The organism is Pseudidiomarina salilacus (assembly GCF_047323925.1).
Lineage (GTDB): Bacteria > Pseudomonadota > Gammaproteobacteria > Enterobacterales > Alteromonadaceae > Pseudidiomarina > Pseudidiomarina salilacus.
The window spans coordinates 927,524-944,376 of sequence record NZ_CP178751.1 but is presented as its reverse complement, the minus strand read 5'-3'; the positions used below and the strand labels follow the sequence as shown (position 1 = coordinate 944,376).

Genomic DNA, 16,853 nt, shown 5'->3' with positions numbered 1-16,853 from the left:
GCCTATTGTGGTGGAAGAATTTCAGCGCGAATCAGCACTGGTGGTTCCGTTGGGTAGTCGCGCCAGCCGGTTGCTGCATGAAACGGTTGTGACTCGACTTCGGCAAGTTTGTCGAGTGTTTCATAGCCACTGACAATAGTGCCGAATACGGCATAACCCCAGCCATCTTCCGGATCGAGTGAAGGGTTGTCTTGAACATTGAAAAAGAACTGCCGAGTGGCGGTGTGAGGATCGGTTTCACGCGCCATGGCGATGGTGCCATATTTATTTTTCAGACCATTGCCCGACTCATTGGGGATGGGCGAACCTTTAGTCTTTTCTTGGAGTTCTTCATCGTAACCGCCACCTTGTACGACAAAGTTGGGCACAATGCGGTGAAAAATAGTGCCGTTATAACTGCCAATGTCGACAAATTTGAGAAAGTTTTTTACCGTGAGCGGCGCTCGGTGTCGGTTCAGTTCAACCACTATTTCGCCGTGTGTTGTCGTGAATTTCACTCTTGGAAATGGATTGTCGGGTTGAATTTCTTGTGCGCTAAGCGGCGCAGCTAGCAAGCTAATACTTAAAAGCAGGCTGTTGATAAGCGATTTCATAGTTATCATTGACTCTCATTTCACGTTAGTTAATACAGCTGTAAACCACGAATTTACTATTACTGGCTACTTGCTGAACATGGCTGAATAGACGTTTTAATGGATGATAATACGGCAGATGACGATTGGCGACTACCCGCATTTCACCGCCTTTACGCAGGACCCGTCGCGCATCCCGAAACATTTGTCGCGCAATGTGTTCGGTTATCGCATGTTCTTGATGAAAGGGCGGATTACACAAAATTAAGTCGGCGCTCTTGGAAGCCTGCTGACTTAAACAGTCATCAACGCGGGTTTGATAGTTTTCGTTAACGCCGAGATTGTTTGCAATGTTGGCCTGACATGAGGCGATAGCGAGATGCGACTCGTCCACCCAAGTGACCTTACTCACAGGTGAGTGGCGCGCGTAGAGTATACCTAGCACACCGTTACCACAACCGAGATCGATGACGTTGACGGCGCCACTTGGCGGCAAGTTATCGAGCAATAGTCGAGCACCAATATCGAGTTGATTGCGAGCAAAAGTACCGGCGTAATTGGCAAGTTGTAGATCGTATTCGGCGGCATGCCACTGCTCAATAAAAGCGCTAAGTTCGAATGGCTGTGGTTTGATGGTTGCCGTCAGCACACGGCATTTACGCTCAATGAGTGAGACCTCAACAGAGTCGCAATAACGCTCGAATAGTTGGCGCACACTTGGGGTAAATAGTTTGCTTTTTGCGGCCGCTAGAATAGGCGTGCCGGGGGCAACCTCAGCACTCAATTTCGCCAGTTGTAGTTCCAGCAAACTTTGGCTCTTCGGTAGTTTCAGTAACACCACATCAGTAGTGGCTGGCATAGTTGCCAGCGGGTCGAGTTGGGTTAAATTCGCCGCCAGCTGATTGTCGGCTAAATTCGCTCGCTGACCCAGTTCGCTTACCCTAGAATCACCGCTACTGGCAACTTGCAAATGCGCCACTGGCATCAGCAGTGCGCCAAAAGCATCATTGATAAGCAGGGGGGTTTGCCATTGCTGCCCCTCGCGTTCGGCACTGACCCAACGTTCATGGAGTAATTCGTCCGCGGCGTCCCATGCTTGCAACGGGTCGCTGGTGCGGCGTGGATAGCGATAGAGCTGCCAGCGCCCTGCGGCGGTTTGCATTAAGGTCGGAGCTGTGTGTCGAGTGCTAGGTTTTGCCATTGGTTGGACATTTCTCTTTGTAACAATCGTGCTATGATAGCGAAAAACGTGATGTGACTATAGGTTTTAACTAGTGAAAATATACGCAGAGATTACTGGCTGGGGTAAGTGTTTACCGCCGGCTGTGATGACCAACGACGATTTAGCCACGTTTCTCGATACTTCAGACGAGTGGATCCGCACCCGTACCGGTATTGAAGAGCGTCGTGTCAGCGCGGTGGGTACGTCAAAGCTTGCAACTGTGGCTGGGCGTAACGCACTGGCTGCTGCAGGGCTCGATCCAGAAGAGATTGATTTGGTCTTGGTAGGTACTTGTACCCCAGACGAAATCATTCCAAATATTGCGTCGGCAGTGCAACGCGATTTAGGCGCAAAAAACGCTGCGGCGTTTGACCTTAATGCCGCTTGCAGTAGTTTTCTCTATGGCATGCACTTTGCGACGCAAGCGATACGCACAGGTGCACACAAAAAGGTTCTGATCATCGGGGCTGAGCGCTTGACGCGAATTCTCGACTGGACCAAGCGCGAGAGTGCCGTGCTGTTCGGTGATGGTGCTGGGGCGATGGTGCTTGAAGCGAGTGAAAATGAAGCAGGTTTATTGGCTTCGCATGTGTCTTGTGATGCCGATGCGCGTGACGTACTCGCACTTGAATTTGGCATGAGTTTCGACCGTTTTGGTTTCGACGGCATTATGCCGTTCAACTTTATTGGTCAGGAAATCTTCAAACGCGCAGTCAAAGGCATGAATACCGCTGTTGAGAAGGTGTTCGCGGAAACTGGATTGACCACCGATGACATCGACTCGTTGATTCCGCATCAAGCCAATAAACGTTTGATCGATTATCTGGCCAAAATGTGCAAAGTGCCGGAAGAGAAGACCGTTATTAACATTCAAAAATACGGCAACACCTCTTCAGCGACGCTGCCCATTGCTTTCTGTGAAGCCGTTGAGCAGGGCATCGTGAAACCTGGCGATACGATTGTGTCGGCAGTATTCGGTGGCGGCTTGACCTGCGGCGCGGGCATTATTAAATGGGGACAACGCGTTACCCCCATTCGTCCTAACGATGAGCAACTCGCGGACGATGGTCAAACGGCCCTTGATTTAATTTTGCCGCTGCACGAAGGTACTAAATTAGCGTGGCAGCGCCGCAGCGAACAGGAATAAGTAGTATGAGCGAGCAGGTGTTAGTGGAACAACGTGACGGTATCGTCTGGATCACGTTGAATCGTCCCGAAAAAAAGAATGCGATTACCCAACAAATGTATTTGGATATGGCACACGCCTTGGAGCAAGCTGAGCGCGACACTAGCGTGGCGGCGGTGGTGTTGCAAGGTGCTGGGGGAAGTTTCTCGGCGGGTAACGACTTGCATGATTTCCTTCAAGCGGAAGAACTGAACGAATCATCACCACCGTTCGTTTTCCTGTATACATTAAGCCGTCTGACGGTGCCGGTGATTGCCAGCGTTGATGGCGCGGTTATTGGTATAGGCACTACCATTTTGCTCCATTGCGACATGGTTCTCAGTGGTGAACAGGCGCAATTCGCGCTGCCGTTTATTCATTTAGGGCTAGTACCAGAAGCTGCCTCCAGTCAATTACTGCCATTGTTATGCGGCCACTTACGTGCCGCAGAATTGCTGTTGCTGGGCGAAACTATTGATGCAACAACAGCGTTGAACTATGGCTTAGTCAGCAAAGTTGTGGCGAGCGATACCCTGAGCGAAGCGACAGCTGAACTCGCGGCGAAATTTGCCGCTAAGCCGGTGAGTGGCTTACGCGCTAGTAAACAATTGATGAAGCAACCCTATGAAAATGTTGCCGATCGTATTGCTCGCGAAGCACAGGTGTTTATTAAAGCACTGCACTCGGATGCTGCGCGCGAAGCTATCGCGCAAAAACTGCACAAAAAGCGTTAATCAGGTCGATATCGTACAAAAGCTGAGCAGACGCAGGCTTTGCCCTTGCGACTGCCGCTTCGATCAGGGATAATGCGCGCCGTTATGGTGGCCCTGTTGGTCCCCCCGCAACACGAACTGGTGAACTCGGTCAGGCCCGGAAGGGAGCAGCCGTAGCTAGGGTAGTGTGTGCCGGGGTGTGGCTGGCAGGGCCGCCACCCTTCTAAACCCTGTTATTCGGTATTCGTACGCTTCGCTATTCGTACGCTTCGCTATTCGGGGCGTTGCATCTATGTCGGCATTGCGGTCTAATCATTATTCTTTTCGAACAGCGCAGCGCACGAAACACGAAAAGCGAGGCGCACGAACAGCGAATAACGAAGGGTCTTATGCCGAAGAATATCGAGCCAGTCTACTACAGCGACTACCTGCAACTTGATGCGCTCCTCGACGCGCAACAACCCCACAGCAAAAAATACGGTGCCGAAGCGCATGACGAAATGCTCTTCATTATTGTGCACCAAGTCTACGAACTTTGGTTTAAACAAGTCCTGCATGAATTGCGGGCGATTCATCGCGAATTCCATGAACCAAAGCTTGATGACAAAGCGCTGTACCTGGTGTCGCATAGATTACAGCGGGTTTTGAAGATTCAAGACTTGATGAATGATCAGGTGGCGATTATCGAAACCATGACGCCGCAAGAGTTTCTAGAATTTCGTGATTATCTGGTGCCAGCCTCCGGTTTCCAAAGTATCCAATTTAAAGAACTTGAGATCCGCTTGGGTTTGACGCGTAAAACGCGCATCGCTTTTGATCAACAGTCGTTTTACAACCGCCTGAACGATGCTGATCGCGCTTATTTAGAGGAACTCGAGCTACAACCGACCTTATTCGATCGGGTGGATGCTTGGCTCGCGCGCATGCCCTTACTGGAATGGCAGGACTTTAAGTTCTGGGAAATGTATCAGCAGGCAGTCAATCAAGCATTAGATGCTGATGAAAAAATCATTCGTGCTAACGTGCAAGATGAACGGCAGCTAAGGCAAGAATTAGAGGGTATACAACGTAACCGCGATACTTTTGCTGCGCTCTTTGCTAGCGAAAGTTATGAATTGTTACGAGAAGAGGGTGCAGTGCGTCTTTCTCAGCGGGCCATGTTGAGCGCGCTATTTATTACTCAATATCGTGAGGAACCCGCATTCAATCTTGCATGGCAGGTAATTAATGCATTCGCAGAACTTGATGAGAAGCTCACTATTTGGCGTTATAAGCACGCTATGATGGTACAACGTATGTTAGGGACTAAAATAGGTACGGGCGGTAGCTCTGGCCATGACTATTTGCGGCGTACGACCGAGCAAAATAGGGTGTTCAAGGATTTTTTTGCGATGTCTACTTATTTATTACCGAAATCTGCACTACCTGAACTTCCTGCGCATGTGCGTCAAGCACTAAGCTTTTCGCTCGAAATGGGCCAAGGCGCGCAGCAGAGCTAACATCTGTTGCTCTATTTTCTCGGCCAACCAGCGTTGGTGATTTTCACTGGCGCTGCGCTCTAACTGAGAAATAAGTTCATCTATCTCATCACAATAGCCGTTCGGCGCGGCATGATTCACGCGAAACAGTTGTGCATCGAACCAATCATGAAAGCTCTCCTCTGCAATGCCAAGGCGGGTGATGCGTTGGCGCATGACTGCAACTTGTTGCCGTAATTGCTGTGTGAGTTGGCGCATCGTGGCGTTATCCATTGGTTTTTCCTATCTTGGGAACTTTCTTGGAATATTCTATTCCAATACTAGGCAAATAAAAGTAAAAAAAGAGGGTAATGTTAACACGCTGTAAATGCATTTTTATGCGCGTTTGAGCTAGGAATAATCTATTTTCCGTGGTTGACAGGGTTTACCTGATCGTGGGAGTATTGAGGAGATTATTGCTCAATAATAATTGCGCAATAGCTGCAAGTGTTGATTAAACTCTTTTCGTCACTCAAATAACTGGGAAGTTGGCGGCTCTTGTTGTCGTCAGCAGAAAGTTAAATCAAATTGGTTGGGAACTATGACCAAAGTAATCAATAAAAGCAAAGTCGCTGCGGCCTTGATTGGTGCGCTCGCGATGACAGGTAGCGTTGCTGCTACCGCACAATCCGTTTCTGAGCTACAGCGCGAAGAAGCGCAAACGCATCAAGCTGATGTGCGTTCACAAGAAAAAATCAACTCGTTGTTCGAGCAATCGCAAGAATTGCTATACGAATATCGCGGTATTGTAGACGAGTATGAACAGCTGAAAGTTTACAATGACCACGTACAACGTTTGGTTGATGACCAGAATGCGCAACTGGCTTCTCTACAGCGTCAGATCGATGGCATCGAAGACACCAAACAAGGTGTTGTTCCATTGATGTACAAAATGATCGACGCTATGGAGCAGTTTGTTAAGCTTGATATCCCAATTCAGCGTGAGCGTCGCCTAGACCGCGTTGAGATCCTTCGTGATGTTATGGAAAACGCCAACGTAACTACGTCTGAGCAATTCCGTCAGATCACTGAAGCGTATCAGGCAGAAATGGACTACGGTTCAGCGCTTAATGCGTATGAAGGTAAGCTGAGCTTCGAAGGCGAAGAAATCTCTGTAGACTTCTTCCACCTTGGCCGTGCAGCGCTCCTTGCACAATCGCTAGATCTTAAAAACGGTTGGATTTACAACAAAGAAACCGGTGAGTGGGAAGTCCTAGACGACTCTTACTTGGGTGCTTTGACGAAAGCCATTCGTATGGCGCGTAAACAGACCGCACCAGATCTTCTTCAATTGCCAATTTATGCAGCGGAGCGTGCAGAATGAACAAACTAGTGAAATCTTTGCTGGTCGCTACAGCATTCTCTCTAACCATGGGCGCGAGCTCAGCATATGCGCAAGAAGAAGGTGTAGCTGAAGCTAAATCGCTTGAAGAGCTGCTGCAATTGGTTCGTGACAATCGTCAAGAATCGCAGCGTATTAATGCGCAACGTGAAGCTGAGTTCACTGATGCTCGTGCAGACAAACAAGCTTTGTTGAACCAAGCAAAACGCCAGCTTGAAGCTGAGAAAGCACGTGGCGAGCGTTTACAAACTGAGTTCTCTGAAAACGAAATCGAACTCGCTAACAAAGAAACCGAATTGCAAAACCAACTCGGTACTTTGGGTGAGATCGTAGGTGTGGCACGTGGCGCGGCAAGCGAAACGATCGGCCGTATCGCAACCTCAGTCGTAAGTTCACAGTACCCAGGTCGTGAAGACGTGCTAGAAAGCATTGCCGAAGCGAACGAAGTACCAAACATTTCTGAACTTGAAGAATTGTGGTTGGCTTGGTTAACCGAAATGCAGCAGTCAGGCAAAGTAGTGACCTTCCCAACAGAAGTTACTTTGTTGGACGGTTCTACCGAGCAACGCGACGTAACGCGCATCGGTGTCTTCAACTTGTTGTCTGATGGCGAGTATTTCGTCTACAACGACCAAGCTGAAGAAATTCAACCGTTGGGCCGTCAGCCAGAAGGCTACATCTTGTCTGCTGCTGATAGCTTCCTGTCAACTGACAGTGGTTATGAAGGCGTCTACATTGACCCTGCACGTGGCCAAATCTTGAATCTTGCGACTCAGAAAGCAACGCTTGAAGAGCAATATCATCAAGGTGGCACTGTAGGTTACGTTATTACAGTTGTTCTTATCCTCGGTATCCTGATTGCTATCTGGAAAATCATTACCCTGGGTTCAGAAGGCGCGAAAATGCGTGCACAGCTGAAGAACACTGGTAACCCTTCAGAGAAGAATGCCTTAGGTCGTATCTTGAAGGTTTATCATGACAACAAGAACGATGACGTTGAAAACCTTGAGTTGAAACTTGACGAAGCCATCTTACGTGAAACTCCACGTATCGATGCGGGCGTTAACATCATCAAGATTTTCGCAGCTATCGCTCCGTTGTTAGGTCTATTGGGTACGGTAATTGGTATGATTGGTACCTTCCAATCAATTACCTTGTACGGTACTGGTGACCCGAAAATCATGGCAGGCGACATCTCAATGGCGTTGGTAACAACAGCTATGGGTCTGATCGCAGCGTTGCCATTAATTCTGATCCACGCAGTTGTTGCGGGTCGTGCTAAGAAAATCGTTCACACGTTGGACGAGCAAGCTGCCGGCATCGTAGCCGCGCACGCGGAGAAGGAGTAATCCTATGCTTTACCTGATGGAGCTTTGGGAATCTATCAGGGATTTTCTGAGTACCGGTGGCGACGTTTTATACTTCGTCATGGGAGCGCTCTTTCTCATGTGGGTACTCATGATTGAGCGCTTCTGGTTCCTCACCGCTGTGTTCCCGAAGATGAAGAAAGACATCATCGCTAAATGGGACGCGCGGAAGGACACCACCTCTTGGTACGCTCATAAGATCCGTGAAGCATGGATTTCTGACGCAGCTGATAAACTGAATGCACGTATGTTGTTGATCAAAACAACCATCGCCATGTGTCCGTTAATCGGACTATTGGGTACGGTAACCGGTATGATTACCGTATTCGAAACTATGGCGACGCAGGGTACTGGTAACCCGCGTTTGATGGCCGACGGTATCTCCATGGCGACGATCCCGACAATGGCCGGAATGGTTGCCGCACTGTCAGGCATGTTTTTCGCGACTCGTTTAGAGTCAAAAGTGAAACGCGCGCGTGACAAGTTGGTCGACAGTTTGCCACATCATTAAGAGAGAAGAATTATGGCACGTAAACGTATTCGTGAAGAGGAAGATGCAGCGATCGATATGACGCCGATGCTCGACATCGTATTCATCATGTTGATCTTCTTCATCGTAACCACCTCTTTCGTAAAAGAAGCTGGTATTGACGTGAACAAGCCAGAAGCTAGTCAGGCGCAGAAGAAACCTTCTGCCAACATCTTCATCGCGATTCGCGCGAATGGCGAAGTGTGGATGGACAAGCGGATGGTTGATGTTGAGCGTGTAGGCGCGAACATCGAACGTCTATTGGCAGAACAGCCAACTGATATCGTAGTGATTCAGGCGGACGAAGAAGCCAAACATGGTGTTGTCGTTGAAGTCATGGATCAAATTAAGGAAGCGGGTATTGACAAGATATCCATAGCCGCAGAGGACGATTAATATGGTGCGCTTTATAGTATCGTTACTATTAGGTGCTGCAGCTACGTTCCTTCTGTTCGCTTTTATGGCGTTCTTGATCAGCGGGGGCGACGGGCGAAATGCACCGCCTCCACCTTCTTCGGTGATTGAGATTGTGTCGCAGCCGCCGGATAGTGATGTGGATCAGCGTCGTCGTACGCCGCCACCACCTCCGCCGCCGCCGTCGCAGCCGCCAGAGACACCGCAAAACGAACCAGATTCATCTGATGATGCTGGTTTCAATACGGATCTCGGTTTTGATGTGGACGTAGGTGGAACTGACACTGGGTTTGACGCAAGTGGTGCAATGATGCGTGATGGCGAAGCCACACCTATCGTTCGTATCAACCCGCGTTATCCTCCAGCGGCAGCACGAGATGGTCTAGAAGGTTGGGTGCTGTTGCGCTTTACCATCGATGAGACTGGCGGTGTAACTGATGTAGAAGTTGTTGACTCAAATCCGCGTCGCGTATTTGACCAAGAAGCACGTCGTGCGCTTCTGCGTTGGAAATATAAGCCGAAGGTTGTTGATGGCACGGCTGTTCGTCAGCCAGGGCAGACAGTCCAGCTCGACTTCAACCTGGATCAGGAGTAATGAAGATGATGCACAAAAAACTCTCTATGCTAATCAGTGCGAGTCTATTGTGTGGCGTCGTAGCGATGGGTTCGCCTATCGCTACCGCGCAGGACATCAATTACAACTTGCCGAGTGCAGAACAGGTCCAAGCAGCAAAAGATAATCGTGCGAACCGCACTGTCTCTGAGCGTATTGGTCGTCGCATCATGAATGCGTACGAACTTTACAGCGAAGAAGAAGACATTGAAGGTGCAATCGCGATTCTTGAAGAACTCGATCCGAATGATGATTATGACGTAGCCTACGTGAACCGTTTCCTCGGTAACTTGTATGCTGCCAATGATCAGATTGAAGATGCGATGGCGCGGACGCGTCAAGCTGCTGAAGCCAACGTTTTGGGGTGGTCAGATCAAGCGGCCGCGCTGAAATTGGCAGCTGACTTGAGTCTGCAGATGGAAAACTATAGCCAAGCACTAGAATTCTACAATAAATGGTTACAGTTTACCGGTGAAGCAGATCCAGACGTGTTTTTACGAATTGCGAACTCGTACTACGAGCTGAAGCAGTTTGATAAAATCATTCGTGCAGCTGACATGGCAATTGCAAACTACGAAGAAACTAACAAGAACCCTTATGTTCTGAAAGTAGCTTCGTACTACGAGCGCAAAATGTACGCTGATGCAATCGATGTTTTGGAAACAGGCTTAGGATTATTGCCTGAGGAAAAAACGTGGTGGAGTCAGCTAGGCATGATGTACATGCTTGAAGAGCAAATCGACAAAGCATTGCAGACGCTTGAAATTGCTTATCTGGCAGGTTACCTCGACAAAGAAAGCCAAATTAAGGCCGTCATTCAATTGTACGCAAACAATGGTATTCCATTTGATGCAGCAGAATTGATGATGAAACACCTTGAAGCTGGTGAAGTCGAAAAGACCGCGCGTCACTACTACAGTGCTGCAAGTAACTACGAGATGGCCCGTGAATACTCACGCGCAGCAGACGTTTATGAACTTGCCGCAAACTTAGAAACCGATCGAGCCGAAAAAGCTAATTACTGGCGTCGTAAAGGTACTGCACACCTGCAAGCTCAAGAATATTCTGAAGCTGCAGCAGCGTATCTAGAAGCGTTAGATTTAGGCTATAACGACCCTGGTCAGGTTTATATGTCTCTGACAGAAGCTTACTTCTATCAAGATAAGTTTAGCGAAGCATTGAAGTACAACTTGGAAGCTCAGGAGTACAGTGAGCAACGCCGTAATGCACGCAGCTGGGAATCTTATATTCGCAGTAAAGCAAGCAATCGCGGAGTTTCACTCTAAGCTGTAGCGTAAATAATCTGCAAAACCCCGCTCTGGTAGCGGGGTTTTTTTTGCCTTTTTGAGCTATAGTTAAAGGTGTTCCATAACCGAACAACAAGGGGTTAAGAAAATGAACAACATGAAGAAATCTGTAGCTGTTACCGTAGGCGCACTGTTAGCTGGTGGTATGTCATTATCGGCTACCGCGAATCCATTTAGTTACGCTGATTTGGGTCCTGGTTACCAACAGGAGGAACAGAAAGAGCGTGAAGCTAAATGTGGTGAAGGCAAATGTGGCGAAGAGCGCAAAGCCAAAATGAAAGAAAAAGCCGATGACAAAGCCAAAGAGGGCAAATGTGGTGAAGGTAAGTGCGGCGAAGGCAAATGCGGTGAAGAGCACAAAGCCAAAATGAAAGAAAAAGCCGATGAAAAAGCCAAAGAAGGCAAATGCGGCGAAGGTAAATGTGGTGAAGGTAAGTGTGGTGAAGGTAATTGCGGCGGACAGTAGGCCTCGGTTTACGCCGCGAGTTTCTCGCTGAAGTACTACAACAGGCTCCCAAAGTTGGATTTTGGGAGCTTGCCCCTGAGAACTGGTTTCCGCGTGGCCAAGCTGCGTATCGGCAACTCGACACCCTACGCGAACAAGCTCCGCTCACCAGTCACGGTTTGTCTTTGTCCATCGGCAGTCCAGATCCGCTCGATATTGAATTCGTGCAGTCCGTGAAGCGGTTTCTCGATCGTTTCAACATCGACATCTATAGTGAACACTTGAGTTACTGTTCGGCGCAGGGGCAACTCTATGATTTACTGCCCATTCCGTTTACGGAAGAGGCAGTTGAGCACGTGGTATCGCGCATCAAACAGGTGCAAGACATTCTCGAGCGACCTTTGGTATTGGAGAACGTTTCGTATTATGCCAGTTTTGCCAATGACCTGACGGAGCTTGCGTTTATTCAAGCGGTGCTTGCGAAAGCAGATTGTTCTATGTTGCTTGATGTGAACAATGTGTTCGTGAATAGCGTCAATCATGGTTACGACCCTTACGCATTTATTCAATCGTTGCCAAGCGAGCGTATCGTTTATGGTCATATTGCCGGGCATGATGAGGAATACGATGATCTTTTCGTTGATACCCATGGTGCTGATGTCAAGCCAGAAGTTTGGAAATTACTGGATTTCGCGTACCAATGTCATGGTGTTTTTCCAACTGTGTTAGAGCGTGACTTTAATATTCCGCCGTTACCGCAATTGCTCAATGAAGCTACGAAAATAGCGACAACGCAACAGTCCGTTACCCAGCAAGAGGATGCGGATGTCATTTAAAGATCTACAAGTCGACTTTGCTAAGTGGTTGCGTGATCCGCAAAGTGACGCACAGTTCGCAGCTATTGAACCGCGCCGTCTAGCTATTTATAAGCGTCTCATTCATAACAACATTAAGCAGTTTCTGCGCAATGGGTTTCCAGTTTTACAAAGCGTGTTAACAAGCGCTCAATGGCAACAACTCGAACGTGACTTTATCGCCCAACATCAGGCAAAATCACCGTTGTTTTCACAAATCGGGCAGGAATTCGTCGATTTTCTTGCACATTACCTACCGCTCCAAGGAAATCCACAACAAACAGATTTTCCGCCTTGGACCTTTGAACTCGCGCATTATGAACGGGTTGAGGTCGATGTTCGATTCAAAACCTTGCAAACTGAATGGCAGCCATTAGCCGCAATCGATGAAGAGACTCAGTTAAACCTGAATCCAACTGCTTATCTTGGTATTTATGATTTTCCAGTGGCGCGTATTAGTCCCGATTACCAACCAGAGTCCAAGCCAAATGAACCGTATTTTGTGCTGGTTTATCAAGAGCTAAATGGTGATGTTAAATTTCTCGAACTCAATCCACTCACAGCGTTTGTGGTCGAACAATTACAGCAAAAACCGCATACTCTTACGCAACTATTTGAAGTTCTCAAAGTCCAATTTAGCAGTTTTGATCAAGTAGTTTTGCAGCAAGGCTTGCAGCAGTTGGTTGTAGATTTTGCTGAGCGCTCGCTGTTGTTGTTGCGGCCATAATCGAGTATGATCCGCCGCGCAAATTATCGCCGTTGTTAAGAGGATACCCTTATGGCAAATAATGAAGAATTCCGCGACTCGTCAGGTTCCTTGATGGGGGTGTTGGCAGTTTTAGTAGTACTTGCAGTTCCTGTATTGCCTGCTACGTTGCAATGGATTAAAAATCTCACCGCTTAAATAAGGCTCAAAGGCTTATTATGTCGCTTAAATTATTGCTGGTTGAGGATAAGCCAGCGACACGAGAGAGCTTGTTGGCGATGCTCGCTGACACGCCCTTCGTTGTCACCTGTGCCAATGATGGCTTAGACGGTTTGAATCAAGCAAAGGCGAACACCTTTGACGTGGTGCTTGCTGATCATAAAATGCCATTACTTGATGGTCTTAATTTGATTCGCAATCTGCGTAGCCTTAGCGCATACAAACATAAACCTCTATTGCTGATGACCACGCAAGATGTGCAGCAAATTGAGGAGCAAGCGCGTCGCTCAGGTGCCGATTTATGTTTGGCGAAGCCAATTGAACGCGAGCGTCTGTTGGAGTTGCTCGCAGACCTTTGGCAGACTATGCAAATCTCAATGCCACCGCCTACAGCGTCTGACGTGCGTTCTGCTGCATCATGAAGGTAAATCCTGCCGATTTTATTCGGGCTATACCGGACTTTCCCAAGCCCGGTATTATCTTTCGTGATATTACACCGCTATTGAGTAACGCAGATGCATTGCGGGCAACTATCGGACATTTCGTTGATCGTTACCAAGATAAAGGGATCACTCAGGTAGTAGGCATGGAAGCACGTGGTTTTATTTTTGGCACAGCATTGGCCCATGCCTTAGGCGTAGGTTTTGTGCCACTGCGCAAACCGGGGAAATTGCCTGGTGCAACGCTAAAACAAAGTTATGCCCTCGAATACGGCGAAGACACCCTCGAAATGCACAGCGATGCGCTTACAGCTGCAGATAACGTTGTGATTATCGACGATTTGTTAGCGACCGGCGGTACCGCCCTTGCAGCGGTTCAATTGGTTGAAAAAAGTGCCGCACAATTACATGAATGTGCCTTCGTCATTACCTTACAAGCCTTACCAGGCGTGAAACGACTCAATGATGCCGGAATTCCACACTATACCCTGTGCGAATTTTAGGGTAACGTAAGCGCATCGTCTAATAACAAGGAAATATGCATGAGTTACCAGGTGCTCGCGCGCAAGTGGCGGCCTCGTAAATTTGCTGAAGTCGTGGGGCAACAGCACGTGTTGAAACCCCTTATGAATGCGCTGGAAAGCGGACGACTGCACCATGCTTGGTTGCTCACCGGCACCCGCGGCGTGGGTAAAACCACGATTGCGCGTATATTGGCGAAAAGTCTCAACTGTGAGCAGGGTATCACCGCTGAACCTTGTGGCAGTTGTGGTGCTTGTAAAGCGATTGACGAAGGGCGCTTTGTCGATTTGCTAGAGATTGACGCCGCCTCGCGCACCAAAGTTGAAGACACGCGCGAACTGCTTGATAACGTCCAGTACAAGCCGACGCACGGCCGCTACAAAGTTTACCTTATCGATGAAGTTCACATGCTCTCGCGGCATAGCTTTAATGCCTTGCTGAAAACGCTAGAAGAGCCACCTGAACACGTTAAGTTCCTACTTGCCACCACGGATCCGCAAAAGCTGCCGATCACCGTGCTATCGCGCTGCTTGCAATTCAATCTAAAAGCGCTCGACAGAACCGAGATCAGCAGCCATTTGGCCGAAGTCTTGCAAGCCGAAAATATCGCTTTTGAAACTAACGCCTTGCAGGCGCTTGCGCGTGCTGCACGCGGTAGCATGCGCGACGCGCTCAGTTTAACTGATCAAGCCATCGCACAAGGTGAGCAGCAGGTCACTATGGCTGGTGTGCAACAAATGTTAGGTGCGGTGCCAAGCTTTGAGCTAGGCACCTTACTTGAGCAGGTGCTTACTGGTAATGGTGATGCGCTGTTGCAAAGTTTGTCGCGCATCGCCGGGCAGGTCCCCGATCTCAGTCAGCTATTGGGAGAGATGCAAAATTACGTGCATCAATTGGCATTGTTTCAGGCCGTGCCGACAGTCGCTGAAACTCTTGACTTAAATGCTGAAGACCAACATTTAGCGCAGCAACTCCCAGCTGAATTGCTGCAAGTTTATTATGATATTTTGCTGCAGGGCCGCCGCGATCTGCATTACGCTGCTGATGTGCGTAGTGGGGTTGAGATGTGTTTATTGCGAATGATGGCTTTCCGGCCGAAACAACTGACTTTGCAAGAGCGTCGCCCGGCAGAAGTGACGGAAGTCTCGACAGTCGCTGCAACGCCAAAAGCAACCCAAGCACCCGAGCCACAAGTACCAGCATCGCAACTAAGCGAAGCTGAGCCGCAAGTTGAAGCTGAGCCACAAGCGGCGCCAGAACCTGCGGTCGCGTCAAGCAGTCCAACCGACGGCTTAGCCGCGCTGCTGGCGACGCGCGAGCAGTTGCAGCAAAAAAAAAATCCTGAGCGACAGCTAGCGAAAGCTGAACCTGAGCCAGCATTGGAGCGGCAAGCCCCAATCGGCAACGAAGGTACGCCAGTTGCACCTGCAGCTGAAGCAGAGCCGCAGCTAAAGACAGAAGCTGTGCCTGCGGTGCCAGCAACGGCGCCTGCCGATAGCGGGCTGCAGTTACCAGAGATACCGGCCGAAGCACGCAGCGCTGCAGAAATCGATAAGTGGGCCGCGTATCTCGATAATTTACAATTGGATGGTCTAGCACGGCAGCTTGCCCGTAATAGTGTGTTGTTGAAGACGCCGCAAGGTTTTGAGCTGGCAGTGCGCGAAGCCTGGCAACACTTGCTCAATGACAACGGCGTGAATGCGATTAAACAAGCTTTGTTGGAACATTTGCAGCTTGAACTGCAGGCGGTTTACTTGAAAAATACGCCGCAGCCCACACCTTTTGAGTTACAGCAAGCAATCGACCAGCAAAGGTTACGGCAGGCGGAAGCTAAATTAGCAGCTGATCCGCACGTACAAGCATTAACACAGCATTTTGGTGCGGAGTTGATTGCCGATTCCGTGAAACCACTCTAATCAGATAAAGAGGTAGATATGTTTAAAGGTGGATTGGGTAATATGATGAAGCAGGCGCAGCAAATGCAAGAGCGCATGCAGAAAGCCCAAGAAGAAATAGCCAAGTTAGAAGTGACCGGCGAAGCCGGTGCAGGCATGGTTAAGGTGACTATGCTCGGTAACCATAACGTGCGCCGCGTTGAAATCGATCCAAGCTTGTTTGCTGACGAAGATGATCGCGAAATGCTCGAAGACTTGATTGCGGCTGCCTGTAACGACGCAGTACGTCGCGTGGAACAGACCACCAAAGAGCGTATGGCTGAAGTGACCGGTGGCATGAACTTGCCTCCTGGCATGAAAATGCCGTTCTAAGCGTTATCGAATAAGTAAAGGTCGTTCTGATGCGGTTAAGTCCAGCGATTAGTGAATTGATTCGCGCCCTGCGTGTGCTGCCTGGGGTAGGTCCAAAATCGGCACAGCGAATGGCGTTTCAAATACTTGAGCGGCAGCGTGAGGGTGGTTTGCAATTGGCGAAAGCACTCAACGATGCGGTCGAAAAAGTTGGCCATTGCAGCGATTGCCGCACCTTGACAGAACTATCGGTATGCGAGATTTGTACAGATGAACAGCGCCGTGCCAACGGCCTGTTGTGCATTGTTGAAACGCCAGCCGACGTGCTGGCGATTGAACAAACGGGACAATACCAAGGGAGCTATTTTGTGTTGATGGGGCACCTGTCGCCACTTGATGGTATCGGCCCTGACGACATTGGTCTGGATGTTTTAGCGCAACGTTTAGCGCAAGAGCCGATCAGCGAAGTGATTCTAGCGACCAATCCGACCATTGAAGGTGAAGCAACGGCACACTATATTGCCGAACTTGCTCAGCAACATCGGATTGCAACTTCGCGCATCGCGCACGGCGTTCCGGTCGGTGGTGAACTTGAATATGTCGACCAAGCGACGCTTGGACATGCCTTTAGCGGCCGCAAACGATTGCAATTCGATTGAA

General features: G+C 49.1%; 21 protein-coding genes and 1 other RNA gene. 19 read left to right on the top strand and 3 right to left on the bottom strand.

Annotated elements, in window-relative coordinates:
• Window positions 1-2: 2 nt before the first annotated feature.
• Together ACJ8W9_RS04615 and ACJ8W9_RS04610 are read right to left on the bottom strand one after the other, a co-directional pair.
• The gene (locus ACJ8W9_RS04615; protein ID WP_411359288.1) at window positions 3-593 is read right to left on the bottom strand and encodes a peptidylprolyl isomerase; all 591 of its coding nucleotides are present in this window, start codon (window positions 591-593) and stop codon (window positions 3-5) included.
• Between the two features lie 25 nt (window positions 594-618).
• On the bottom strand, window positions 619-1,773 hold the full coding sequence (locus tag ACJ8W9_RS04610; protein ID WP_411360539.1) for a methyltransferase: 1,155 nt from the start codon (window positions 1,771-1,773) through the stop codon (window positions 619-621).
• A gap of 73 nt (window positions 1,774-1,846) precedes the next feature.
• Here ACJ8W9_RS04610 and ACJ8W9_RS04605 point away from each other — a divergent pair, with 73 nt between their 5' ends.
• The 4 genes from ACJ8W9_RS04605 to ACJ8W9_RS04590 all read left to right on the top strand — a co-directional run bounded on the left by ACJ8W9_RS04605 (window position 1,847) and on the right by ACJ8W9_RS04590 (window position 5,171).
• Window positions 1,847-2,941 carry a ketoacyl-ACP synthase III gene (locus ACJ8W9_RS04605; RefSeq protein ID WP_411358723.1) on the top strand — a complete coding sequence of 365 codons (1,095 nt, stop codon included), beginning with the start codon at window positions 1,847-1,849 and terminating at the stop codon, window positions 2,939-2,941.
• Between the two features lie 5 nt (window positions 2,942-2,946).
• Entirely contained in the window at window positions 2,947-3,693 is a 747-nt protein-coding gene (locus ACJ8W9_RS04600; RefSeq protein WP_411358722.1) for an enoyl-CoA hydratase, read from the top strand.
• Window positions 3,694-3,787: 94 nt separating this feature from the next.
• An RNA gene (gene ffs, locus ACJ8W9_RS04595) (signal recognition particle sRNA small type) lies at window positions 3,788-3,884 on the top strand.
• 177 nt (window positions 3,885-4,061) lie between these two features.
• Window positions 4,062-5,171 carry a tryptophan 2,3-dioxygenase family protein gene (locus tag ACJ8W9_RS04590; protein ID WP_411358721.1) on the top strand — a complete coding sequence of 370 codons (1,110 nt, stop codon included), beginning with the start codon at window positions 4,062-4,064 and terminating at the stop codon, window positions 5,169-5,171.
• Here the strand turns inward: ACJ8W9_RS04590 and priC are convergent.
• Complete coding sequence (gene priC / locus ACJ8W9_RS04585; RefSeq protein ID WP_411358720.1) at window positions 5,127-5,423, bottom strand: primosomal replication protein PriC; 297 nt, start codon at window positions 5,421-5,423, stop codon at window positions 5,127-5,129. The two genes, ACJ8W9_RS04590 and priC, sit on opposite strands and share 45 nt — an antisense overlap.
• A gap of 307 nt (window positions 5,424-5,730) precedes the next feature.
• On the opposite strand from priC, the gene ACJ8W9_RS04580 reads away from it, so the two are divergent.
• The 15 genes from ACJ8W9_RS04580 (at window position 5,731) to recR (ending at window position 16,852) form a co-directional block, all read left to right on the top strand.
• Window positions 5,731-6,513, top strand: a complete 783-nt coding sequence (locus ACJ8W9_RS04580; protein WP_411358719.1) for a DUF3450 domain-containing protein — start codon at window positions 5,731-5,733, stop codon at window positions 6,511-6,513.
• Window positions 6,510-7,880, top strand: a complete 1,371-nt coding sequence (locus tag ACJ8W9_RS04575) for a MotA/TolQ/ExbB proton channel family protein (protein WP_411358718.1) — start codon at window positions 6,510-6,512, stop codon at window positions 7,878-7,880. Before ACJ8W9_RS04580 ends, ACJ8W9_RS04575 begins: the two co-directional genes overlap by 4 nt.
• Before the next feature lie 4 nt (window positions 7,881-7,884).
• Window positions 7,885-8,409: a MotA/TolQ/ExbB proton channel family protein gene (locus ACJ8W9_RS04570; protein WP_411358717.1), complete on the top strand. Its 525-nt coding sequence runs from the start codon at window positions 7,885-7,887 to the stop codon at window positions 8,407-8,409.
• A gap of 12 nt (window positions 8,410-8,421) precedes the next feature.
• Entirely contained in the window at window positions 8,422-8,823 is a 402-nt protein-coding gene (locus ACJ8W9_RS04565; RefSeq protein WP_173919289.1) for an ExbD/TolR family protein, read from the top strand.
• Between the two features lies 1 nt (window position 8,824).
• Entirely contained in the window at window positions 8,825-9,436 is a 612-nt protein-coding gene (locus tag ACJ8W9_RS04560; RefSeq protein WP_411358716.1) for an energy transducer TonB, read from the top strand.
• Between the two features lie 5 nt (window positions 9,437-9,441).
• Window positions 9,442-10,740 carry a hypothetical protein gene (locus ACJ8W9_RS04555; RefSeq protein ID WP_411358715.1) on the top strand — a complete coding sequence of 433 codons (1,299 nt, stop codon included), beginning with the start codon at window positions 9,442-9,444 and terminating at the stop codon, window positions 10,738-10,740.
• Window positions 10,741-10,858: 118 nt separating this feature from the next.
• Entirely contained in the window at window positions 10,859-11,227 is a 369-nt protein-coding gene (locus tag ACJ8W9_RS04550) for a hypothetical protein (RefSeq protein ID WP_411360536.1), read from the top strand.
• A complete protein-coding gene (locus ACJ8W9_RS04545; protein WP_411358713.1) occupies window positions 11,212-12,042 on the top strand; it encodes a DUF692 domain-containing protein in 831 nt (276 codons plus the stop codon). The genes ACJ8W9_RS04550 and ACJ8W9_RS04545 overlap by 16 nt, the downstream gene beginning before the upstream one ends.
• Window positions 12,032-12,787: a DUF2063 domain-containing protein gene (locus ACJ8W9_RS04540; RefSeq protein WP_411358712.1), complete on the top strand. Its 756-nt coding sequence runs from the start codon at window positions 12,032-12,034 to the stop codon at window positions 12,785-12,787. Before ACJ8W9_RS04545 ends, ACJ8W9_RS04540 begins: the two co-directional genes overlap by 11 nt.
• Before the next feature lie 51 nt (window positions 12,788-12,838).
• On the top strand, window positions 12,839-12,964 hold the full coding sequence (locus tag ACJ8W9_RS04535; RefSeq protein WP_411358711.1) for a hypothetical protein: 126 nt from the start codon (window positions 12,839-12,841) through the stop codon (window positions 12,962-12,964).
• Between the two features lie 20 nt (window positions 12,965-12,984).
• On the top strand, window positions 12,985-13,407 hold the full coding sequence (locus tag ACJ8W9_RS04530; RefSeq protein WP_051986651.1) for a response regulator: 423 nt from the start codon (window positions 12,985-12,987) through the stop codon (window positions 13,405-13,407).
• On the top strand, window positions 13,404-13,928 hold the full coding sequence (locus ACJ8W9_RS04525) for an adenine phosphoribosyltransferase (RefSeq protein ID WP_411358710.1): 525 nt from the start codon (window positions 13,404-13,406) through the stop codon (window positions 13,926-13,928). The genes ACJ8W9_RS04530 and ACJ8W9_RS04525 overlap by 4 nt, the downstream gene beginning before the upstream one ends.
• 39 nt (window positions 13,929-13,967) lie before the next feature.
• On the top strand, window positions 13,968-15,863 hold the full coding sequence (gene dnaX / locus ACJ8W9_RS04520; RefSeq protein ID WP_411360533.1) for a DNA polymerase III subunit gamma/tau: 1,896 nt from the start codon (window positions 13,968-13,970) through the stop codon (window positions 15,861-15,863).
• Window positions 15,864-15,881: 18 nt separating this feature from the next.
• Window positions 15,882-16,214 carry a YbaB/EbfC family nucleoid-associated protein gene (locus ACJ8W9_RS04515; protein WP_411360532.1) on the top strand — a complete coding sequence of 111 codons (333 nt, stop codon included), beginning with the start codon at window positions 15,882-15,884 and terminating at the stop codon, window positions 16,212-16,214.
• A 29-nt stretch (window positions 16,215-16,243) separates the two neighbouring features.
• A complete protein-coding gene (gene recR, locus ACJ8W9_RS04510) occupies window positions 16,244-16,852 on the top strand; it encodes a recombination mediator RecR (RefSeq protein WP_411360530.1) in 609 nt (202 codons plus the stop codon).
• Window position 16,853: the final 1 nt, after the last annotated feature.